This window comes from Legionella lytica (assembly GCF_044626755.1).
In the GTDB taxonomy this organism is placed as follows: Bacteria; Pseudomonadota; Gammaproteobacteria; order Legionellales; family Legionellaceae; genus Legionella; species Legionella lytica_A.
Genome location: NZ_JBGORX010000001.1, coordinates 659508 through 682772, shown reverse-complemented (window position 1 = coordinate 682772; position 23265 = coordinate 659508). Strand labels below are relative to the sequence as shown.

Here is a 23265-nt window from a genome sequence, read left to right as displayed (position 1 = left end):
TCTTTTTGTGGATTGAGGGGGGCGTCTTTAATTTTCTCACGCCTGTTTTGAACAAAAATTTCATATTTGAGCATTGTTTGTAAATACAAAAGATTCACTTTATTGATTTGCTTCGCTATAATTGTCTAGTTTTGTCTAATAGTGTGAGAAACTACAATCATCAAATTTATCAAAAAGCTGCTTAAGCGAAACAGAGCTCATCCAAATCCTGTTAGCACAGCTCATATCATTCCGAGAAATAATCACTCCATTTCTAAGGCGGACATTAGCAGTAATGCACTGAAAGTGCTTAACCGCTTAAATAGTAGTGGATTTCAAGCATACATTGTTGGTGGCAGTGTTCGTGATCTTTTACTTAACAAAGCCCCCAAAGATTTTGATGTTGCGACTAATGCAACGCCTAATCAAGTCAAAAGCTTGTTCCGCAATGGACGCATTATTGGCCGTCGATTTAAATTAGTCCATGTGCTTTTTCATCGTGAAATTATTGAGGTAGCAACCTTTCGTGGTCATACTGCACTGGATGAAAGCCAACAAACAAATGAACGTGGTATGCTGGTTCGTGATAATACGTTTGGCTCCTTGGATGAGGATGCCTGGCGGCGCGATTTCACCATTAATTCGCTTTATTATAATATAGTGGATTCATCCATTATTGACTTTACGGGTGGCTTTAAGGATGTACAGGATAAACTGATCCGCATGATTGGTGATCCAGTCACACGTTATACAGAAGATCCAGTAAGAATGCTCCGTGCTATACGCTTTAGTGCCAAATTACATTTTAATCTGGCACCAGAGACTGAGGCTCCATTTCCTGAAATCAGTTCATTGATTACCCATGTATCCAACTCTCGTCTATTCGATGAAATGACGAAGCTGTATCAATGTGGAAATGCTGAAACAGTGCAGAAATTACTAATGCAATATGGCTTATTCCAGCATTTATGCCCCCAAACAACCGCGCTATTTAACACTCAGTACCCTGTTAATGCCTTGTTGGCAATTGCTCTTGAAAATACGGATACACGAATCCAGGATGACAAACCTGTAACGCCGGCCTTTTTGTTTGCTGTAATTTTATGGTTCCCAATGATTGAGCGTTCTAAGCAATTACAAAGCTCCGGTATGGACCCTTTACCCGCTGTTGAAAAAGCGATGTCTATTGTTATTGCAGAACAAAATAAAATCATTTCGATTCCAAAGCGCTACACGCAAATTATTCGTGAAATATGGCTATTACAATATCGTTTCGGAAAACGGTTAGGTGGTAGAGCATTTAACTTATTACAGCATCCACGATTTAGAGCTGCTTATGATTTCATGGCCTTGCGTGCATTAGCAGGTGATGAGGCAATGGAACTGGCGCAATGGTGGACTTCCTTCCAAGAAGCTAGTGAAGAGGCTCGTAATAAAATGGTGGCTGAACTTAATGCTGGCTCACCAGCCAAAAAAAGCAGACGCCGCAAAAAACCTAAACCACCTGAACCAAAATGAATGTTTGTTATCTCGGGTTGGGTTCAAATCAAAAATCACCTGAACGCCAACTCAGACAAGCTATCCGCGCCATCCGAGCCTTAAAATCCACCTCACTAACGAAAATTTCGAGTTTTCATTGGACCAAGGCTTGGGGGTTACAAGGTCAGCAGGATTTTTGTAATGCCGTAATCGAAATCCATACGACCATAGCACCTTTACAGTTATTACGAGCCTGCCAACAAATTGAAAAGCAACAAGGTCGGGTACGCAAAAAACGTTGGGGCCCAAGAATTATTGATATAGACATACTGACTTATGGCAATAAAACCATCCAGATTAATAATCTGATAATTCCTCATCCCTATATTGCATCAAGAGATTTTGTGATTCAGCCTCTTTCAGAAGTGTGTGGAATTAATTTAATAAACAAATTACTTAAAAAACAGAAGTCTACAGGAATACACCCTTCTATTATCTCAGTTATAGAACAAAAAGAGCTCTGTGAATTAGAAGCATAGCGACTTATAAGGCTAATGATTTTTATTATCTCTAAGTATCTTGTTAAAACGCAGCTGGCAATAACGTTTTACCACACTCGCTAAATCGGCTACACTTCAAAATAAACAATATATTAATTGCGAGGGATGCCATGTATACCAATATCTTATTTGCTACGGACTTACTTACAGAACATAGCCATCTCGCTGAAAAAGCAGTGGATATAGCAAAACAACTTAACGCTAAATTATATCTCTTACATGTAATCGAATTGCCCGCTAGTTTTCAATTAGCTCAGGGACTAGGATTTACTGAGTTAGTTAATCCCGCCAAAGATGATGCACAAACGGTGTTATCATTGCTTGGTGATAACCTTCATATCCCTGTGGAACAGCAATTTGTTGAGATTGGCTCCGTTAAAGAACACATCTTTAGTAAAGTAAAAGAATTGAATTGCCAATTAATCATACTTGGTAGCCATTCCGCCTCAGGGTTAAGCTCTTTACTTGGAAGTACAGCTCATGCCACCGTAAACCATGCCCCCTGCGATGTGTTAACTTTGAGGATAAAATAGTTTGATGAGTGCTACGGGAAACTGCAGCCGATGTAATACCGTTTGTCGGCAAAATCCCTGGGTGTGCATTGGACTCGACCACAATACGTCACGCTAATAAAGACTACATTTCCCAGTCCCAAAAAAAATCAGCCGTCATTGCGCGCGCAATGACGAATAAGTTAATTTGGTAACCAGGATTAATCAAAATAAGAATAACTAGCAACTACTTCTTTTTTGACTTTACTTTTTTCTTTTTAGACCAAGCCATTAAACGTCTTTTCTTATTTACCTGGCGTTCTGATAGCTTATTCTTTTTCTCAGCATAAGGATTTGAGCCAGCTCTAAATTCCAATTTCAAAGGAGTCCCCACCAATCCCAAGTGTTTAGTAAACTCATTGTTCAAATAGCGTCGGTAGCTATCGGGTAAATCAGCAAGCTGGTTACCATGGATAACGATTACCGGTGGGTTGTGTCCGCCAAGATGCGCATAACGAAGCTTAATACGACGACCACTGACACAAGGAGGAGTGTGCTTGGTGCTAATATCTTGTAATAAACGAGTTAACTTTGGAGTAGAGAATGATTGCACGGCAGAAGCATAAGCTTCATTAATATCTTTAAATAAAGTGCCTACCCCACTACCATGTAATGCAGAAATAAATCTTATTTTAGCAAAACTAGCAAAATGTAATCTTCTCGATAACTCGCTTTTAATTTTTTCCTTATGCTCTTCGTCTTTGCCATCCCACTTGTTTACGGCAATAACTAAAGCTTTGCCCGACTCAATAATGAAGCCAAGTAAATTCATATCCTGATCAGTAATGCCTTCATTCGCATCAAGAAGTTGCAAACAAACATTAGACTCTTTAATGGCTTGCAGGGTTTTAATTACAGAGAACTTTTCTATTTTTTCATCAATACGTGATTTACGGCGTACACCCGCGGTATCAATTAAAACATAACGTTTATCATCACGTGTAAAGGGAATCGCAATACTATCACGGGTTGTGCCAGGCATATCAAATACAACAACGCGCTCTTCACCTAAGATACGGTTAATGAGGGTTGATTTCCCTACATTTGGGCGACCTGCAAAAGCAATTCTGATTTCATCCTCTTCTCCTATTTTATCCTCTACTTGAGGAGCATAGGGAGCTAAAATCTCATCAAGCAATGAATAAATACCACTGCCATGCGAAGAAGAAATCGAATGAATATCACTAATACCTAAGGATTGGAAGTCAGCACAAGCGACATCATCATCAAGCCCTTCAGTTTTATTAACAACAAGATGAACTTTTTTACTTAGTCTTCTTAAGTTTTCCGCGATATTCTCGTCGATTCCAGTGAGGCCCGAACGTCCATCAACTAGAAAGAGAACAATATCCGCTTCATTTAAAGCAACTGTTGATTGTTTTGACATTAAACTATCAACTTCAATATCATCGACACCAATTCCTCCAGTGTCGACGACTATATAAGACTTATGCTCATGAGTTGCTTGACCGTATTGTCTGTCACGCGTTAAGCCTGGAAAATCAGCAACAAGAGCATCTTGCGTTTTAGTCAATCGGTTGAATAACGTTGACTTACCTACATTAGGACGCCCAACCAGTGCAATTACAGGAACCATTATATTAACTCACAGATAGTTTACTAAGTATTCCGTTATCAGTTAGTACATAAAGCGTTCGTCCTGTTACGCTAGGAGAAATACTAACACCACCTGCGGCTTTAAACCGAGCCAGCATTTCACCATTTTGAGGATCGATAAAATGCAGATATCCTGTTTTATCACCAACGACTAAATTAGTACCTACAAGTGCCGGCTCCGTTAGTCCACGCGCCTTTAACACTTTTTGCTTCCAATTAACTTGGCCTGTTTGCTTATTAATAGACCAAATAACATCATGGCTATCACTCACATACAAGGTATTACCACTTAACAACATATTTTTATAAACAGAGCCTGGTTTCTTCCAGATAAATTGGCCATCATTTAAGGATAAAGCGCCAATATATCCTTGGTAGCTACCCAAATAAGCAACACTTCCATCGATAATTGGATCGGCATCAATATCAACCAACTGCTCTACATCGCTCGCGCCTGAGGCGTAAGCAATGCTGCGCTGCCACACTAATCGTCCACTACTAATATCATAGGCGTCCATTTTTCCATCAGAAAAACCGATTAGTACTAACCCACCCACAACAACAGGAGAAGAACTGGCTTTTAAAATCAAGCTAGGTGAGCCATGCTCTGCCATCCAAAGGTGCTTCCCATCTTTTGCATTAAACGCATAAACACGTCCATCGATGGTTTTGGCAATTACTTTACCGTGCGTCACTGCTGGTGGAGATAATACTTCACCAGAAACTTTCTTCTGCCACACTCGTTTTCCATCGGCCTGATTTAATAGAACCACTGAAGAGTTATCGGTGCCCATGGCAAGATAGCCATTACCTAATGTTGGACCGCTTACCAAGCCATGTTTTAATGGGGTGGTCCAGAGAATCTGGCCATCACGTTTACTCACAGCACGTACTAATCCACTTGCATCCGCTGTATAGATAAGGCCTCCACGTATCACCGGCTTTAACCTTAAATATTCTTTATTTTTAGTGGACTTACCCACTGGCGCAGACCAACCTTGTGCTACTTTAATCTTATCTTGTAATTCAGCCAGAGCTTTAGGCTTAGGAGTATTATCCTTACCTAATAAATAATCATCAACTTTTGAACATCCTTGCATGGCTACACAAAGAGCTAAAATACTTAATTTAACTTTCATCAAACTAAACCTCATTATGCTGCTTGAGTCTTCTTTTCATCCGAAATCATGGATTGAGTCTTAACGGCAATTTCATTGGTTTTCATTTCTAAAAATAAGTTACCCATTCCATTTACCTTAACCTCATCCATCGCTTGCTTATAGGAATTCATCGCTTCTTCGTATTTTCCTGTAGCACCGTAAATATCACCTTTCAATTCATTAATTACGGGTAAATAAGTAGCATCTTCAACTTTACTTAGCTCATTTAGGGCGTTAGTGTAAGATTTATTCGCTACAAGAATACGGGCAAGACGAATCTTCGCTATTTGTTTTAGTGTACGTAATTTGCTGTTATCAGCCACCATACGTAATTCACTTTGAGCTTGCTCTAGTTTATTTTTAGATACATAAACTTTAGCAAGAGTCATGTGGGCAGCATCAGCATATACCGATTTGCTGTGGTCCTTGATAAGCTCATTAGCAAAGGACTTTACGGCCTTGGTATTGTTATTTGATAAAGCAATCATCATCTGCTCATAAGCAATGGAGGCTTGCTGCGTCAATTTGTCTTCGTGCCAAGTGAAGTATCGATAGCCAGCGATACTAAAAAGTATGACCGATATGATAACGGAAACTATATTACCATAGCGTTTCCACCACTTTTTTATCGATTCTAACTGTTCCTCTTCTGTCATATAAACTGACATAACACTCTCTCCTGAACTATCAACGTAGCCTTATTTCAAATAATCATTTAGAAACTGAGTCACTGCGGTTTGATCCACAGTAATTTGTTCCATTCCAGTACGTAAATCCTTAATACTAACCTTCTGATTAGCAAGCTCATCTTCACCTAAAACTAAAGCTAAACGTGCTCCGCTTTTATCTGCCTTCTTAAATTGGCTCTTAAAACTACCCCCAGCCGTGTTTACCAGAACTTCTAATGCAGGGTATGCCGCACGAATTGACTCAGCAATAACAAGCCCTTTAACGATAGCCTCTTCATTTGTACCAATAACAAATAGAGAGTTCTCTTTAGTTTCTTGTTTCAATAGCTCTAAAGTTTCCATCAGCAAATAAATACGCTCTACTCCTAATGCAAAACCTGCAGCAGAAGTTGGATTACCACCTAATTGTTCAACCAAAATATCATAACGACCACCGGCACAAATTGTTGCCTGGCTTCCTAAGCGGTCAGTTACCCATTCAAATACAGTATGGCCATAATAATCAAGGCCTCTTACTAAAACAGGATTCACAACATAAGGAATGTTTAATGCATCTAAACCGGCACAAAAAGCTTGGAAATGGTCCCTGCTCTTACCTTCAAGCACATCAATCAATTTAGGCGCATTGGCAACTAATTGCTGCATTTCAGGATTTTTACTGTCTAAAATACGCAACGGGTTGCGAGTTAAGCGTCTTTTGCTGTCCTCATCAAGCAGATCAATATGATCATTGAGGTATTCCACCAAAATATTTTTATATTTTTGGCGCTCTGAAAGCTCACCAAGAGTATTAACTTGCAATTGAACTAAATCCGCAAATCCTAATTCAGTCCAGAATTTACGGCACAATGCAATGAGCTCCAATTCGCTTTGAGCTCCGGGGACACCAAAGGCCTCTACCCCTAATTGGGTAAATTGTCTGTATCTTCCTTTTTGAGGACGCTCATGACGAAACATGGGACCTAAATACCATAGTTTTTGCTGTTGATTGTGTAATAATCCATGTTCCAGACAAGCACGAACACAGCCTGCTGTTCCTTCGGGACGAAGGGTTATGCTGTCACCGTTTAAATCATTAAAGGTATACATTTCTTTTTCAACGATGTCGGTAACTTCACCAATAGTTCGTTTAAAAAGCTGCGTACTTTCTACTAAAGGAAAACGAATTTCCTGGTAGCCATAATTGCTAAGACAGGTAATAAACGTATTCTCAATGTAACGCCATAATCCAGTTTTTTCAGGCAAAACATCATTCATGCCACGGATTGCTTGAATTTTCTCAGCCACCTGTTTTCTCCAAAGGAGACATATCTGGTTTAGGATTTAATATGGATTGCATTTTGGAAATATCTGTTAATTTGACTTCATTGATTTCTTTATTATTCAACGATAAATCAGTAGGTGTGCTTTTCTCAGAAAACAATTGTTGATTTTCTTGGTTTTTCTGCCACCAAACGCCAACAGCGACCATAACACCTAAGGCAAATAAAATAGTAACCCAACGAATCAGGTGCTCTGCCTTATTGGTTTCTCGTTTTGTTTGTTGCCATAAAGCACGATCTGTTTTTTTCTCAGGAGCATAGCGCTCATTAAACACTGCAAGATAAGGCTCAGGGGAAACATCTAGCAATTTAGCATAAGCACGTAAATAGCCCTTCGAGAAGACCGCTCCAGGCAATGCGCCGAACTCATTATTTTCTATTAATTCGATGATGCGACCTCGTAAATGCAACTTATCAGCAACATAATCTATTGTATACCCTTTTTGCTCACGAATGCTCGCAAGTTGTGCGCCGGGATTGATCGCATGAACGATTGTATTATCATCAAGCGTGGTTATTGTACTCATTATTTGCTCCACCTATATCGAGATTTGGATCCATATTTTTAATAGTTTGTTTATACATTGCAGCTACTTCATATTGGCCAGCTTTTTCTGCGACTTCCTTGGCCAAGAACAACAACGTCCTATCATTTAAAACTAAATCAGCGTATTTTTGTATTAATGCGTACGCGCTTTCATTATGCCCACTCTTTGTTTCAATTTTAACTAACTCATAAAAAGAAACCTTCCTGGACGGGTCCTGATTTAATGCCTTTATAAAATAAGGCTTGGCTTGCTCTAGCTGATTCGCAGATAATGAACAAAGCCCTGCATTCTCATAAGCACCCGCTGTATGCACATAGTGCAAGTCAGCAACTGCTTTTAAAAAATAACGGTCTGCCTGTTTATAATCACCCTGTCGGCATAAAAAGGCACCATAATTATTAAGTTGCGCCCCAGCCTTACCGGCCAAAGACAATGCTTTTAAATAAAACGTTTTCGCTTGAGCCGGCTCACCCGTTTGCTCAAAATAATAAGCCATGGCTGAATTAGCATCAACGGATCTAGGCTCTTGCTCTAAAGCAGTCAGTAATTTCTGTTTCGCTCTAGGCCTATTGCCCTGTTTTAAATACCCTAGTCCTAATTGAACGTTATACGCTGAAGCCTTAATAAAATTCGGCTTTTTGAGTTGCTCGCCTCCGTCATTATCATGCGTGCATGCTTGCAAAAGCAAACACAAGGCAATGCCGAAGAAATAACGTACGTTCAATCCATGCTCACATAACGATTCAAAAAAGAATCGGCATTATACCTGCTAACACGTAAATTAAAAATATTTAATCACGAATAAATACGAGCACGTTAAATTAAGCATCTGCCTGCTGGGCTTTATAACCCAGCCTACAAAATACACTAGCCTGCTCGGCCTTCTGTTTTGGCTTCCGCTCCAGGCTTGGCTATAAAATTCAATTTTTGCCAACGCTGGGAACGGCTTGTTCTGTCTTTTACTTCACCTGCCAATTGTCCGCAAGCAGCATCAATATCATCACCACGTGTTTTGCGTGTGATGGTATTAATTCCATTAGCAATTAACTTATCTCTAAACGCATCAATCACTTCTTGTGGAGAACGTTCGTAGTGTGCCATGGGAAATGGATTAAAGGGGATTAAATTCACTTTCGAAGGAACGTTTTTTAGTAGCTTAATTAATTGATGTGCATGTTCGGGCTGATCATTCACCCCTTTTAACATCACGTATTCAAAAGTTACTTTTCTTCGTGGCTCGTCTTTAAAATACGACTTGCATATAGCCATAAGCTGCGCCAAAGGATATTTTTTATTAATTGGCACCAACTCATTGCGTAATTCGTCATTTGGAGCATGTAATGAAACAGCAAGCGCTACTGGGCTAGCTTCTCTTAAACGCTCTAAATCAGGTAACACCCCTGATGTACTCAAGGTTACACGTCGTTTTGATAGACCGTAAGCAAAATCGTCCATCATAATATCCATTGCTGAAACAACATTATCAAAATTAAGTAAAGGCTCACCCATTCCCATCATCACCACATTAGTCACGCGCTTGTCATGAGCACCTTGGCTAGTTGATAATTCTCTTGCTGCGAGCCAAACCTGGCCAATAATTTCCGCAGTAGTTAAATTACGATTGAACCCTTGTTTTGCTGTAGAGCAAAAAGAACAATTTAAAGCGCAGCCAACCTGTGATGAAACACAGAGGGTTCCTCGATTTGCTTCAGGAATAAATACTGTTTCAATACAGTTACCACAGTCAAGCTTAAGCAACCATTTATGCGTGCCATCATTTGATTTTTGGCAAGCAACGATTTCCGGTGCCTTGACATAGGAAAGCTGGGAAAGCTTTGCTTTCAAAGCTTTCCCGAGATTGGTCATTTGAGCAAAATCGACTAAGCCAGCTTGATGAATCCATTGGATTAGCTGTTGAGCTCGGTAAGGTTGTTCCCCCCATGAACTCAATAGTTCTCGCATTTGCTGATAATTATAATTCAATAGATTTACTTTTTGCTCAGTCATTTTTACTCCCAACCTTAATTCTTATCGCTCACAAATTTCGTGTGGTTCAAAGAAGAAAGCAATTTCACGAGCAGCATTTTCTAAGCTGTCAGAACCATGAACTGCGTTTGCATCAATGCTATCAGCGAAATCAGCACGAATAGTACCAGGAGCAGCTTCTTTAGGGTTAGTAGCGCCCATGATGTCTCTGTTTTTCAATACCGCGTTTTCGCCTTTTAATGCTTGGATCATTACAGGACCAGAAATCATGAACTCAACTAAAGCATTGAAGAAAGGACGAGCACGGTGAATGTCATAGAAGTTTTCAGCTTGTTCGCGAGATAAATGAGCCATTTTTGCAGCAACAACATCTAAACCAGCATCTTCGAAACGGGTGTAAATTTTACCAATTACAGACTTAGCTACAGCATCCGGTTTAATAATTGATAATGTTAATTCTTTTGCCATTATGCACACTCCATAGGAATTAATAGTTAAAGCGCGCTATTATACATGAAATAGATGCTTTATGGCTAATATAAATTCAGGTATCGAAGCGAAATCACCTAAAGCATGGCTGACACCATAAAATCACTGGCCAATTTCCATTCGCATTTATAACAATAGTGCTGAGCAAGCATATTTTTGGCTATTATCGCTCCCTGAGCGCTCGCTCGTTCATATGATACAATGCTGTCCTTAGGAGAACTAAACATCGCAGAAAGAGCTAACGCTTGAGGATTTTCAGAGTTTTCCTGAAGTTTATGATGAGTTACTTTTTTAATAAAATTTGTTTCCTCAACCTTATGATTACTTGGAGCTTAATATCACTAAATACATCAACCACCTACTTTGGATAAAATTAAGCTTTATCAAGCTGGCCGATGCTTTTATCAAAATACAATGACTCTCGGTTGATGAGATCTTGCTCAGGATCCATCTTATATTCAGGTAAAATTTTAATCAGCTCTATAACCCGTAAAATAGTGTCATAAAATTGGGCTCTAAAACCATTTGCGAAGGCGGTCATGTCCACCACCCGCTCATGAAAAACTCGTGTTTTCTCATCAAACTGAAGAATTATATCAGTAAGCTCAGAAATGCCTTCTATAATTTTCCTTTTTAAATCATCATCTAATGATAATTTAAGCTCTTCATTCATTTTTACCACGAAAAGCAAAGGATCACTTTGTAACTTAGGATTTGTTAAATCACAATTAATTAAAGCAAAATTAATTGCCTTACGTATTTTGCTTTTATCTTCGTTACTACCCATCTGCTTGGCTATTTGTGCTATGGCAGTTATGGCCTTATCAAAAGCTTTATTAAAGTCAGCCGATAGTTTTATGAGGAAATTTTGGCTGCTGGAAATTAAATGATTATGCTCCCCCTCTTTTTGATGATATTCCTCACCTAAAGCAAGAAGGTGCTGACGTTCATTTTCCAGAGCCTCACGCGTACTCGCTCCTGGAGATGATTCATCCTTCGAATTCTCCCCGGATAATAAATAATCAATAAAAAGTTTTTGTACATAGACATGATAATCATTTGCCTGCTGTAACACGATCCCATTAAGGACATTTCTTAACGGTATTTGTAGCACCTTATGATAAAAACTAAACGGGCTTTTTACAGCCGCGACTAAATCAATTTGCGCTAAATTGATATGATATCGACCTAGAATACGCTCCGCGGTTATCACCCCGTAAGTTGAAAACCAGTGGCTTAAGTCATTCTCTGATTTTTCTACGCTCATTTTTCATCCAATTTAATTTATTTACCGTATGTGATATAAGACTATTTATTTGAAAGTATAGTGTATTTACCAGATGTTAAAACGATTAGATACTGATTTACAAACATTAAATGAATTTCTCCAAATAAAAACCCCGCAAGCGTGGTTAGACCATGCTGCCAAGCAAATTCCTTTACTCTTGGTTGATCACGCACACTGCGAACGAAAGGCTGCAGCTACAGCCATTACTTTTATGAGCAAATATCCTGAACGGAAGGAACTAATTGAGGTTATGTCTCCTCTTGCTCGCGAAGAACTGCTGCATTTTGAAAAAGTGGTCAATGTAATGACGCAACGTGGAATTAAATTTGGACCATTACTTCCCTCTAGATATGCTACTGTATTACATAAGCAAGTCACACGGAAGGATGGGACTGAACGTTTATGTGATCAATTAATTGTTGGTGCTATTATTGAAGCCCGCTCTTGTGAGCGCTTTTATTCGATTATGCCTTACATTGAAGATGAAGCCTTAGCAAAATTTTACGCTACATTGGTTAAATCTGAGGCTCGGCATTTCGAAGATTATTTACGTTTAGCCAAGTTGTATGGGGGAGATGTAAATCAACGCATTGCTAAATTTTTAGCTCTTGAAAATGAGTTTATTTTAGCGACGGATACAGTATTTCGCTTTCATAGTGGAATACCAGATGTTGCATTGTAAGCACCGGATTATATAGGCATACTGAACACCGCCATTACTTCGCAATGGCGGCGTTTAATGACATTAATGAGGAGTAGGACTGGGATTATCTCCGCCAAGTTCTTGACGGTATTGTACTTCTGATGCCCGATTTAAAAACTCATTTAAGCCATGATCTGGATCATTTTTTAGCTTGTTAAACGTTTCTGCAGTTAATGGTTCATTTCCTTCTTTAGCTATAAAACCTTCCTCATTATTTGGATCTATTTTATAGCCCTGTTCATCTAACCACAAAGCAACTAAAGTTCTTAGACCTTGAGGAAGCCCATTTTTATCTTCCAGCTGCTGTCCCCCCGCATGTAACTTTACCTCAAGCTTATTATTCTTCTTTCCTAGTTGAACATCATGAACTAAGGTAGGTAAGTCAAGCCTTGGATCACCACGAAGCTTATCTAACAAAGTATCTTTCATGCCCACAATACCATTTTTCAGAGCATGCTTTATCGGGATAAAATACTGAGATGTTTTCTCATTAACCTCTTGATTCATTGCGTCAACAAATGCGGATAATACCGACATCAAAGCCATCATGGACGACTTCCAGTCGTGGATTGAGCTTTGTTCAGAGCCCATTACCGATTTAAGCTTATCCTCAAAAATAGCTTGCTTGGTAATCGCATTTCCTTTGTCATCATAGCGGACCACAGCTTCTTTCTTAATCTTTTCTATTTCCTCGAGAACGGCTGCATGCTGAAGGGCTTTTGCTTGATCTTTGGCTGCTAAAAAAGCTTTCTTAGCATTCTCCTCCGCTAAAGTCTTTGCCCCTTCATTCATCTCTTTTTTACGTTGAGCTATATCATCTAGTTCTGATCTATCTTCTGGCATATTTAGCTCCTAAAAAGACTCGCGAATGGTCAAAACAAACCCCTTTTGTATTATGATAACACAAGAGCTTGAGATTGTCATCCATACGACACGTGCATAAGATAGAAATTCTTTTGCCCATAGAATATGTGTACCACGAATAAATTGCCTGAGCTTACACCCGTTTTACATTACTTGAGTAAAGCTCGCCAGAAGATTTTTTCTACTTCAGAATGAACAGTGATCGACGTAGTATGTCTTGAAAATAACTTTATTTGTAAGAAAGAAATGTGCAACAAACTGTCATTGCATTACCGAGGCACGCAATGACAGCGTTCGTGTTTAATTTGCAAAGGCCATGCCATAAGGTGCTGGAGCATTATTAAGCTCTTCACGGTACTGTAGTTCTGTTCCCCGATTTAGAAACTCATTTAATCCATTAATGGGATCATTTTTTAACTCATTAAACTGTGCAGCAGTTAACGGTGCATGTCCTTCTTTAGCGATAAATCCTTCCTTGTTATTTGGATCTATCTCATATCCTCGTTCATTTAACCACAGAGCCACTAAAGTTCTTAAACCTTGAGGAAGTTTTAAAGAGCTCCGGTTTAAAAACGCATCTAGCTCATCTTTTGTTTTTTTAAAGACAGCATCGGGTAAAGGATGATGTCCTTCTTTCGTTCTAAACCCGTTTATATTGTGTGGATCTTGCTCGAATCCGTGTTCATCAAGCCACTGGGCAACCAATGTATCACGGTCTTGGACAACCATTTTCTCCCCACCCGCCTGTAATTTTACCTCGAGCTTATTATCCTTTCCTAGTTGAATGTCATGAACTAAAGTAGGTAAATCAAGTCTAGGATCACCACGAAGCTTATCTAAGAGTGTGTCCTTCATGCCAATAATGCCATTTTTTAAAGCATGCTTTATCTGAACATAATAAGGAGATGTTTTCTCATTAACCTCTTGATTCATTGCCTCAACAAATGCGGATAAAACAGACATCAAGGACATCATAGATGATTTCCAGTCATGGATTGAACTTTGTTCAGAGCCCATAACCTGCCGCAGCTTATCTTCAAAAATAGCTTGCTTGGTAATAGCATTTCCTTTGTCATCATAGCGAACAACACCCTCTTTCTTAATCCTTTCAATTTCCTCGAGAACGGCCGCTTTTTGAAGGGCTTGTGCTTGTTCTTTGGCTGCAAAAAAAGCTTGCTTAGCCTTGTCTGCCGCTAAGCGTCGAGCATCGACCTCCAATTCTTTTTTCTTTTGAGCTATTTCATCTTGAGTCGAAATAATTTCTGGCATACTGAGCTCCTAAAACAGAATCACATATGGGTAAAATAAAGGCCTTTTGCACCACAATAACACAATAATTTAGGGTTGTCATCCCAGTCGCTAAGTACATAACGCATCAACTCGTCTTGTTCACCAGGATAGGTTGTAAGGCCTGGTTTATGAGTATGACCATGAACAAGCTTGCTGACCCCATGCTCTTGCATATGTCGCATGACTGACTCAGTAACCACATCCATTTGCTCCATGGATTTACTCATATTATTTTGGCTGCGGGTGCGTACCTGATTCACTAAGCGTTCACGGTATTTTGCAGATAGGCTTAAAAATAATGCGGGGAAAATTTTATTGCGCGTTAGAAGCCTAAAGCGCTGGTGAGCCACATCATTAGTACAGTAACGATCACCATGTACTAACATTATTTTTTCATTATCTAAATAAATAATTGTTGGTTCTTTTAAAACAGACCATCCTGCCAACTTGGCAAAACGTTTTCCTAACAAAAAATCTCGATTACCATGCATATAAAACAAATTAATCCCTTGCCGGGTTAATGCATGTAATTGTTCTGCAATGCCCCTACTCCAATCGTTTAGAGTATCATCACCAGCCCAGGCATGGAAAAAATCACCTAGAATATAAATATTTTTTACTGAATTGTGTACGGCCCATTTAAGAAAAGAATCAAAATGAGCCTGAATGTTGTATTCTTCAGGATGCAAATGAAGATCAGAAATAAAAACAGCGTCTATCATAAAGGCTCAATGTGGATATGATCATCCAAAAGATAGATTTGGCATGGCCCATTATGCGGTTCAATTGCATCACTTAAACGATAAAACCCGGCAATTGATACCAATTCCGCCTCAAGCGACTGGCAAAAAATGCGCGCCTCTTTATCACCAGAAATCCCTGCTAAAGCCCTACCACGTAAAGCACCATAAACATGAATTGAACCATCAGCTAATAATTCTGCACCATGACTTACCGAAGAAGTGACAATTAAATCAGCATTCTTAGCGACAAATTGCTGTCCAGAACGTACTGGTGTTGTTAACAGTTTGGTTTTGGCTGCTTCAGGATGAGGTTGTTGAGCAGGTTCAATAGAGCGCTCAATGATTGGCTTATCTTGGGTTGCAGAAGCATGCAGTACAGCTAATCCTTGGCATTGAGCTAATGTATCGTGTAACGCACTTCCCCCCTGAATAGCAACAGGAATCATGCCATTAGTTCGTGCGACTTGAATTAAAGCATTCAAATCAAACTCTAACTGCTGAACCGCAGAAAGGTCAAAAACCACTGGAGTTTTATCAAAAAGCTTGGGGGCTCTTGTTACAGTTTCAATCAATTGCTGGGCAAAAATCTCACTATCAGTATTCAGTACTTGCAAAACAGTAAATGTGTAAAGTCGGCCTTTAAGCTTAAATGCTTGAGTTTGTGTTGTATTTTCACTCATGAGTATGATATCCATAACCAGATTTTTTGTTTATACTTACATTTATACTATCATGTGAAAAACAATAACAGAAGGATATTAAGGTGGATAAACGGTGGTTTGAACAATATCAGAATGGCGTTCCACATGAAATTGACCCTAGTCAATACTCGTCCCTTGTCGCTTTGTTCAAAGAATCATGCACTAATCATGCACAAAAAATAGCGTACTCCAATTTAGGATGCGAGATTACTTTTGCTGAATTAGAAGAACTAAGCCACAGTTTTGCAGCCTATCTCCAACAGCTTAAGTTGGAAAAAGGTGCACGCATCGCGATTATGATGCCCAACCTATTGCAGTACCCCGTTGCACTGTTTGGTATTTTGCTTGCGGGCTATGTCGTAGTGAATACAAATCCGTTATATACATCGGATGAAGTAATTCATCAAATGAATGATGCAGGTGCTGAAGCCATTATTGTGCTTGCTAATTTTGCTAAAACGGTTCAAAACGCTTTACCTTCAACCCCAACAATAAAACACGTTATCGTCACGCAAATCGGTGATTTATTTCCGCCAGTAAAACGTTTTATTGTGAATGCGGTAGTAAAATACGTCAAAAAAATGGTCCCTGCTTATTCGATTCCTCATGCAGTTGCATTTAACTACGTATTGCATGAAGGCAAACAATCAACCTTACACCATATCGACTTGAATCACAGTGACATCGCTTTTTTACAATATACTGGTGGCACAACTGGGGTAGCTAAAGGTGCGATTTTAACGCATGGAAATCTGGTTGCTAATTTACTACAAGCCTATGCCTGGATATCCCCTGCATTAGAGGAAGATAAAGAAGTTATTGTTACCGCATTGCCTCTGTACCATATTTTCTCATTAACGGCGAATTGCCTGACTTTTATGAAAATGGGAGCAAAAAACATATTAATCACCAATCCTCGGGACATGAAACACTTCATTAAAGAAATTAAAACTTGTGGCTTCACCACCATTACTGGCGTTAATACATTGTTTAATGGCTTATTAAATCACCCACAATTTAAGGAAGTCGATTTCAGTAAATTAAGATTGTCTTTATCTGGCGGAATGGCTCTACAAAAAAGTGTGGCTTTACGTTGGAGAGAAGTAACTCAATCGCCAATCCTGGAAGCTTATGGACTGACAGAAACAAGCCCTGCCGCAACCATTAATCCAATGAACCTAACAAGTTATAACGGCAGCATTGGCTTACCACTTCCATCAACTGATGTCTTGATATTGGACGATGAGGAAAAAGAAGTACCCATTGGCTCCAGTGGAGAAATTTGTATTAAGGGACCTCAGGTTACCCCTGGATATTGGAAACGTCCTGATGAAACGGCACTAGTATTTACCCGCACAGGCTATTTAAAAACTGGTGATATTGGTCGAATGGATGAAGAAGGATTTATCTATCTGGTTGATAGAAAAAAAGACATGCTATTGGTTTCTGGATTTAATGTGTATCCTAATGAAGTAGAGCAAGTAATAAGCATGCATCCTGGAGTACTGGAGGTTGGGGTCGTTGGTGTAGCGGACGCAGAATCAGGTGAACGTGTTAAAGCCTGCATCGTAAGAAAGGATCCAAACTTAACAGTGGATGAGGTAATTGCTTATTGTCGTGAGCATTTAACCGCGTATAAAATTCCTAAAATAGTGGAATTCTTTAATGAGCTTCCTAAAACGAATGTAGGAAAAATACTGCGTCGTGCATTGAAGTAATCAGATAGATCCGTTAGTGCCCGTCATCCAAAGCGCAACGAAGATGGCGGGATCTTTAATTCTCGATAATCAACTGCTTCATAATCTTCGCGGTAGCCCCCCAAACCCAATCGTCATGATAAACAAATTCACAACTTTTAAAGCGAAAGCGCCCTCGCTCCACGACTATATCCTTATAATTTCTTGCCGTTTGTACTAATGACATCGGAACCATAATCAATCGCGCTACTTCATCAGGATTTATCTGATAAGGATTAACGGATTCAATCTGTGCAAACCAAGGCTGAATCACTTTGCCTAATAAAGTAGGCTGAGGTTCTAAGGCTCTAATTAAAGTAACCCGATCGCCAGTAATTCCCAGCTCTTCATGCAACTCTCTTAAGCCGGTAGCATACAAATCAACATCCCCCTCTTCCCATCCCCCACCAGGAAAACAGACTTCCCCGGGATGTGCACGAAGATTTTCTCGTCGTTTTGTTAAAATGAGTGAATCTGAAGCACGTTCATATAAAACCATAACTGCTGAATTAGCTGGAAAACCTTTCTTGGAGTCACTTAAGTCCATTAATTATCGCCGCAATTTTGATGAAACATTCACGATATTCGTCTTCACATTGGGAGTCAATAACTATTCCGCCACCAGCTGCGAGGTGTAATAAATTATTTTTCGCAGTCACCGTTCTTATTGCAATATTGGTATCAAAATACCCATGCCGGGAAAAATAACCAATCGCTCCACAATAAACACCTCGCGCATAAGGTTCTTCCTGGCTGATAATCTGCATGGATTCAATTTTAGGTGCTCCAGTAATGGAACCACCCGGAAAACAAGATAAAAATGCATCTAAAGGGTGAAGGCTATCTAAGCATTGAGCTTCAATAGTACTCACTAAATGATGTACTGAATTATAGCTTTCAACAGCACATAAAGAGGTTACTCGCACAGAGCCTGGTTTGGCTATTTTACCCAGGTCATTGCGTAGTAAATCAACAATCATGACATTTTCAGCTTTGTTCTTTTCGCTTGCTTCCAACTCCTTGATTAAACGTTGATCTTCCACAGGATCTGCTGAACGACCAATGGTTCCTTTAATTGGAGATGTAAGTAATTTACCTTGATCATACAAAAGAAAACGCTCAGGGGAGAAACTTAAAATATCGGCATCCTTGATTCGTAAAAAGGCAGAAAAAGGAACAGGATTTTTACGACTTATTTTTTGATAAAATGCCCAGCTGTCCCCTTCATATCCAGCATGGAAAGGCTGAGTTAAATTAGTTTGATAACATCGACCTTTTATCAAAGATTGATGAATCGAGTTAAATGCCTCCTCGTACTCATCTTGCGAAATTAAAGGACAAAAGTCACTGGTTAACTCCGCTTGGCTTGGCTCATCTGACATGCCATTCCATAAAGCCAAAACCTCATCGATAACAGTCGCGGTTGAGGGCTGAGTATGCGCAGCAAATAAAGTTACGTTCTTAAGCTGATGGTCAACAATAATAGCCCAATCATACAATCCTAAGTCCAATAAAGGCATTGTCTCCAGGCTGGGTTGCGAAGATGATTCAATACCAAGTAGCTGAGCGCCCAAATCATAAGAAATATAACCTATAGCCCCACCTTGAAATGGAAGATCAGCGACAGAATCTTGTTCGGTTAGAACCTCACGTAAAGAGCATAATATTTCTGACACATTGTGCGTTTGTGGATCAACCCTGAGTCGATCATATGGATAAGCGCTCACTAGATCGTAACGTGCTTGCGAACGGTCTGTGCTTTCCAAAAGCACAAACCCGGGTAAGTGTCGCAATTTCTGGTAATACTCTTGCATGAAAGGGAAATAATCCAGTGCCAAGAGCATTGATTGCTTTATAATATTTCGCGTCATTTGATACAAATAATTAACTGGTGTTTAAATTAATTTGTGAGTATGCTATGCAAACGCTTTGTTGACAAGGAGCCATGCATGGCAACGGTTGCTCAATTTGATATTACCTATACTCAATTTCTCGATGAACAAGGCAAATTAGCAGGACAAGCACCTGCTTTTGCCAGTAATCATGAAGCACTCAAAGAACTCTATCGAGTCATGGTGCTTACTCGAACGTTTGATAAGAAAGCAATTGCATTACAAAGGACAGGTAAAATGGGGACCTATGCCCCAATTAATGGCCAGGAAGCGATTTCTACCGCGATAGGCCATGCAATGAAGCCTGAGGATGTATTCGTTCCTTATTATCGCGATTATGCAGCGCAAATTCAGCGTGGCGTAAAAATGTCAGAAATTCTAACCTATTGGGGCGGCGATGAGCGTGGCAGTGATTTTGCCTGTAAATCTCAAGATTTACCTATCTGCGTCCCCATTGCCTCTCAATGCTTACATGCGACAGGGATTGCCTTTGCGTTCCAATATAGAAATGAACCAAGAGTTGCGGTGGCATGTATTGGTGAAGGCGGAACTTCTGAAGGTGATTTCTATGAAGCCATTAACGTTGCAGGCACTTGGAAATTGCCCGTAGTTTTTGTAGTAAATAATAACCAATGGGCTATTTCTGTTCCTAGAGACAAACAAACTGGCACAGAAACCATCGCTCAAAAAGCTATAGCAGCCGGATTTTCTGGGATACAAATAGATGGTAATGACATTTTAGCAACCCGCCAGGTAATTGGAGATGCCATTGAAAAAGCCCGTCGTGGTGAAGGCCCTACTCTGATTGAGGCCATGTCTTATCGTTTATCCGATCACACCACTGCCGATGATGCCACCCGCTATCAACCCTCTACCGAAGTAGAGCAAGCCAAACCCAAAGAGCCTATTGCTCGCTTCAAGGAATACTTACTACAAAACAACCTCTGGAGTGCCGGGGAAGAAGAACAGTTAGTAATACACTGTGCCGCTGAAGTTGAAAAAGCCGTGGATGAATACCTTAGTAGAACACCACAACCAATCAGCAGTATCTTCGATTATCATTTTGCGGAACTACCAGAATATTTAGTGGAGCAACGCGCAATCGCTATGGAGGAAGCATCTAATGCCTGATATTACCTTAATTGAAGCCGTAACTCAGGCCCTAGCTTATGAGTTAGCTCATGATGATAATGTTGTCGTTTTTGGCGAGGACGTAGGTAAAAATGGAGGTGTTTTCCGCGCAACCGTTGGCTTGCAAGAGCGCTTTGGCGAAAAACGAGTGTTCGACTCTCCACTTGCTGAATCGATGATTGCAGGCTTAGCTATTGGTATGTCACTACAAGGATTAAAACCTGTAGCTGAGTTCCAATTTATGGGATTTATTTATCCCGCAATGAACCAAATTATTTCTCATGCAGCACGTATGCGTAACCGTACTCGTGGGCGTTTGACTTGTCCCCTGGTATTTCGTGCCCCATTTGGAGGGGGAATTAGAGCGCCCGAACATCATTCAGAAAGTACTGAGGCATTATTTGCCCATATTCCAGGCCTGCAAGTAGTTATTCCTTCGTCACCGAAAAGAGCATATGGTTTATTACTCGCAGCGATGCGAAATCCTGATCCCGTTATATTCCTAGAGCCTAAACGTATTTACCGTTTGGTAAAACAACCAGTTGAGGATAATGGAGAAGCACTACCAATTGGCAAATGCTTTACCTTAAAACAAGGTGATGATGTTACGTTAGTTACTTGGGGAGCTAGTTTGCATGAGACCCAACAAGCAGTGAAACAACTTGAAGATGAAGGTATTTCCTGTGAGCTTATTGATGTTGCAACCATAAAACCACTAGATATCGAAACGATTCTCGCCTCTGTGGAAAAAACAGGGCGTTGCGTTATTGTTCATGAAGGGGCAAAAACTTGCGGTGTTGGCGCAGAAATTTCCGCGCTAATTATGGAGAATTTAATGGCTGACCTCATGGCACCAGTCCAACGCGTTACTGGCTATGATACCGTTATGCCCTATTTCCAATTAGAAAAACAATACATCCCAAGTGTTGCACGTATAAAAAACAGTGTTATGAGCATAATGGAGTAATAATGAATATTTTTAATCTGCCTGATTTAGGTGAAGGTTTACCTGATGCTGAAATTCATGAGTGGTTTGTCAAGGAAGGTGATACAGTTGTAACCGATCAGCCTCTTGTTTCTATGGAAACAGCAAAAGCTGTTGTTGATGTTCCCTGCCCTCAAAGTGGTGTTATCGGGAAGTTATTTGGCAAGCCAGGTGATGTAATCAAAACAGGTGACCCATTAGTTGCATTTGAATCAAGTGCAACAAAAGCTACGGATAAAGGCACCGTGGTTGGAAACTTAGAAGAAAGCAGCGAAGTCAGTGAAGATAATTTTGTTATCGGCATTCAAAACGCTGACAAAGCCCGAATTAAGGCAACACCAGCTGTAAAAATGCTTGCTAAAAAACTAGGTATTGATTTAGCCGCACTAAAAGGTACTGGTGAATTTGGGGTGATTACACGTGAAGACGTGCAAGCTCAAGTCGATAAAAACTCCCAAGTGCCTGTTGGTTATGAGCCTCTACGGGGTGTGCGACGTGCCATGCTAAACAGTATGGTGCAATCACATGCAGAAGTAGTTCCGGTGAGCATTTTTGATGAAGCTGATATCCATAATTGGAAACCCGGAACAGACATTACTGTGCGTTTAATTCGTGCCATGATTCATGCGGCTGAAAAAGAACCTGCAATGAATGCCTGGTTTGATACCAAGCATGGTGCTCGCCAATGCTTTGATGAAGTACATCTTGGACTCGCTATGGATAATGAGGAAGGTTTATTTGTACCTGTTATCCATGACGCGGCAAAACGTTCTGATGCTGAATTACGTCAAACCATTAACGAACTTAAAACCTCTGTAGCCAATAGAGAGATTGGCGCTGACAAATTAAAAGGTGCGACCATTACCCTATCTAATTTTGGTAAATTCGCAGGCCGATTTGCTAGTCCAATCATTGTCCCACCAATGGTTGCCATTTTAGCGGTAGGAAGACTCTACAAGAGTGTTGTTGCGAATGATGATGGTGCTGTTGAAGTACATAATATGCTGCCGTTATCCCTTAGTTTTGATCATAGAGCGGCAACTGGAGGTGAGGCAACTCGCTTCTTGGGCGAGGTAATTGAGTCATTACAAAAAGCTTAAACTCAGATTTCTGCATGTTGGCTGGGCCTTACGGCCCAGCATCGAGAATCTGTTTGCTAAGCCCTGCGGCAGCCCAGCCTAAGATACTCCTTATCTTACATTCTACCTTTTACTTTTTGAGCAATTTTAGCTTTGCAATCTTGAAGTTCGTTTTGACTAAAATTAGTATTTGGTAGTGTTTTAGAACCCATGACAACTGGCATAACACAATCTTTTACTAAGCCTTTATGTTCCTTCTCGCCTCCTTTATGGTAGCCATTTTGCATACAGGCTTTCGCTATAGGCATACACGCATTAGCCCAACCATAAACAGAAACACTAACGAGTAAAGTAAACATCCCTGCTTTAGCAAGAATTTTGTTCATAATTTAATTCCTTTTAATGAATGAGATCTATTATTTTTGTACAGTTGCAAATAAAATATAGCACATCTCATTAAATTTGGCGTACTA

At 39.9% G+C, this 23265-nt stretch carries 24 protein-coding genes; 8 read left to right on the top strand and 16 right to left on the bottom strand.

Annotated features, from left to right (window positions below; all coding sequences use genetic code 11):
- The first annotated feature begins 177 nt into the window (after positions 1–177).
- From pcnB to ACD661_RS02870, 3 genes are all read left to right on the top strand, one after another.
- Positions 178–1497, top strand: coding sequence for a polynucleotide adenylyltransferase PcnB (pcnB, locus tag ACD661_RS02880; RefSeq protein ID WP_400187215.1), 1320 nt, complete (start codon positions 178–180; stop codon positions 1495–1497).
- Complete coding sequence (gene folK, locus ACD661_RS02875; RefSeq protein ID WP_400186163.1) at positions 1494–1997, top strand: 2-amino-4-hydroxy-6-hydroxymethyldihydropteridine diphosphokinase; 504 nt, start codon at positions 1494–1496, stop codon at positions 1995–1997. The genes pcnB and folK overlap by 4 nt, the downstream gene beginning before the upstream one ends.
- 131 nt (positions 1998–2128) lie before the next feature.
- On the top strand, positions 2129–2551 hold the full coding sequence (locus ACD661_RS02870) for a universal stress protein (protein ID WP_400186161.1): 423 nt from the start codon (positions 2129–2131) through the stop codon (positions 2549–2551).
- A gap of 205 nt (positions 2552–2756) precedes the next feature.
- Here ACD661_RS02870 and der read toward each other — a convergent pair whose 3' ends face one another.
- From der to ACD661_RS02825, 9 genes are all read right to left on the bottom strand, one after another.
- Entirely contained in the window at positions 2757–4166 is a 1410-nt protein-coding gene (der, locus tag ACD661_RS02865; protein WP_400186160.1) for a ribosome biogenesis GTPase Der, read from the bottom strand.
- Positions 4167–4170: 4 nt separating this feature from the next.
- Positions 4171–5325, bottom strand: a complete 1155-nt coding sequence (bamB, locus tag ACD661_RS02860) for an outer membrane protein assembly factor BamB (protein ID WP_400186159.1) — start codon at positions 5323–5325, stop codon at positions 4171–4173.
- Between the two features lie 14 nt (positions 5326–5339).
- The gene (locus tag ACD661_RS02855) at positions 5340–6014 is read right to left on the bottom strand and encodes a YfgM family protein (protein WP_400186158.1); all 675 of its coding nucleotides are present in this window, start codon (positions 6012–6014) and stop codon (positions 5340–5342) included.
- 30 nt (positions 6015–6044) lie between these two features.
- Positions 6045–7322: a histidine--tRNA ligase gene (gene hisS, locus ACD661_RS02850; RefSeq protein ID WP_400186157.1), complete on the bottom strand. Its 1278-nt coding sequence runs from the start codon at positions 7320–7322 to the stop codon at positions 6045–6047.
- Positions 7315–7884: a helix-turn-helix domain-containing protein gene (locus ACD661_RS02845; protein ID WP_400186156.1), complete on the bottom strand. Its 570-nt coding sequence runs from the start codon at positions 7882–7884 to the stop codon at positions 7315–7317. Before ACD661_RS02845 ends, hisS begins: the two co-directional genes overlap by 8 nt.
- Positions 7862–8629 (bottom strand): type IV pilus biogenesis/stability protein PilW, encoded by a 768-nt coding sequence (pilW, locus tag ACD661_RS02840; protein ID WP_400186155.1) that lies wholly within the window; start codon positions 8627–8629, stop codon positions 7862–7864. The genes ACD661_RS02845 and pilW overlap by 23 nt, the downstream gene beginning before the upstream one ends.
- Before the next feature lie 143 nt (positions 8630–8772).
- Positions 8773–9912, bottom strand: a complete 1140-nt coding sequence (gene rlmN, locus ACD661_RS02835) for a dual-specificity RNA methyltransferase RlmN (protein WP_400186153.1) — start codon at positions 9910–9912, stop codon at positions 8773–8775.
- A 21-nt stretch (positions 9913–9933) separates the two neighbouring features.
- Positions 9934–10359 carry a nucleoside-diphosphate kinase gene (gene ndk, locus ACD661_RS02830; RefSeq protein ID WP_400186152.1) on the bottom strand — a complete coding sequence of 142 codons (426 nt, stop codon included), beginning with the start codon at positions 10357–10359 and terminating at the stop codon, positions 9934–9936.
- Positions 10360–10753: 394 nt separating this feature from the next.
- Positions 10754–11647 (bottom strand): hypothetical protein, encoded by an 894-nt coding sequence (locus ACD661_RS02825; protein WP_400186151.1) that lies wholly within the window; start codon positions 11645–11647, stop codon positions 10754–10756.
- A gap of 73 nt (positions 11648–11720) precedes the next feature.
- Between ACD661_RS02825 and ACD661_RS02820 the strand changes: the two genes are divergently transcribed.
- A complete protein-coding gene (locus tag ACD661_RS02820) occupies positions 11721–12350 on the top strand; it encodes a MiaE family protein (RefSeq protein WP_400186149.1) in 630 nt (209 codons plus the stop codon).
- A 63-nt stretch (positions 12351–12413) separates the two neighbouring features.
- On the opposite strand, the gene ACD661_RS02815 is transcribed toward ACD661_RS02820, so the two are convergent.
- From ACD661_RS02815 to minC, 4 genes are all read right to left on the bottom strand, one after another.
- Complete coding sequence (locus ACD661_RS02815) at positions 12414–13214, bottom strand: hypothetical protein (protein ID WP_400186147.1); 801 nt, start codon at positions 13212–13214, stop codon at positions 12414–12416.
- 321 nt (positions 13215–13535) lie between these two features.
- Positions 13536–14504, bottom strand: a complete 969-nt coding sequence (locus ACD661_RS02810) for a hypothetical protein (RefSeq protein ID WP_400186146.1) — start codon at positions 14502–14504, stop codon at positions 13536–13538.
- 20 nt (positions 14505–14524) lie between these two features.
- Positions 14525–15247 carry a UDP-2,3-diacylglucosamine diphosphatase gene (locus ACD661_RS02805; RefSeq protein WP_400186144.1) on the bottom strand — a complete coding sequence of 241 codons (723 nt, stop codon included), beginning with the start codon at positions 15245–15247 and terminating at the stop codon, positions 14525–14527.
- Positions 15244–15948 carry a septum site-determining protein MinC gene (gene minC / locus ACD661_RS02800; RefSeq protein ID WP_400186142.1) on the bottom strand — a complete coding sequence of 235 codons (705 nt, stop codon included), beginning with the start codon at positions 15946–15948 and terminating at the stop codon, positions 15244–15246. Before minC ends, ACD661_RS02805 begins: the two co-directional genes overlap by 4 nt.
- Before the next feature lie 83 nt (positions 15949–16031).
- Between minC and ACD661_RS02795 the strand changes: the two genes are divergently transcribed.
- Positions 16032–17687 (top strand): AMP-binding protein, encoded by a 1656-nt coding sequence (locus tag ACD661_RS02795; protein WP_400186140.1) that lies wholly within the window; start codon positions 16032–16034, stop codon positions 17685–17687.
- A 55-nt stretch (positions 17688–17742) separates the two neighbouring features.
- On the opposite strand, the gene ACD661_RS02790 is transcribed toward ACD661_RS02795, so the two are convergent.
- Positions 17743–18252, bottom strand: coding sequence for an NUDIX hydrolase (locus tag ACD661_RS02790; protein WP_400186138.1), 510 nt, complete (start codon positions 18250–18252; stop codon positions 17743–17745).
- Entirely contained in the window at positions 18239–19576 is a 1338-nt protein-coding gene (pabB, locus tag ACD661_RS02785; RefSeq protein WP_400186137.1) for an aminodeoxychorismate synthase component I, read from the bottom strand. Before pabB ends, ACD661_RS02790 begins: the two co-directional genes overlap by 14 nt.
- Positions 19577–19654: 78 nt before the next feature.
- Between pabB and pdhA the strand changes: the two genes are divergently transcribed.
- Genes pdhA through ACD661_RS02770 form a run of 3 tightly spaced genes read left to right on the top strand, consistent with a single transcriptional unit; the run spans position 19655 to position 22813 of the window.
- Entirely contained in the window at positions 19655–20728 is a 1074-nt protein-coding gene (gene pdhA, locus ACD661_RS02780; RefSeq protein WP_400186135.1) for a pyruvate dehydrogenase (acetyl-transferring) E1 component subunit alpha, read from the top strand.
- Positions 20721–21695, top strand: a complete 975-nt coding sequence (locus tag ACD661_RS02775) for an alpha-ketoacid dehydrogenase subunit beta (protein WP_400186133.1) — start codon at positions 20721–20723, stop codon at positions 21693–21695. Before pdhA ends, ACD661_RS02775 begins: the two co-directional genes overlap by 8 nt.
- A gap of 2 nt (positions 21696–21697) precedes the next feature.
- A complete protein-coding gene (locus ACD661_RS02770; protein WP_400186132.1) occupies positions 21698–22813 on the top strand; it encodes a dihydrolipoamide acetyltransferase family protein in 1116 nt (371 codons plus the stop codon).
- A gap of 95 nt (positions 22814–22908) precedes the next feature.
- On the opposite strand, the gene ACD661_RS02765 is transcribed toward ACD661_RS02770, so the two are convergent.
- Positions 22909–23178, bottom strand: coding sequence for a hypothetical protein (locus ACD661_RS02765; protein WP_347572674.1), 270 nt, complete (start codon positions 23176–23178; stop codon positions 22909–22911).
- Positions 23179–23265 lie beyond the last annotated feature (87 nt).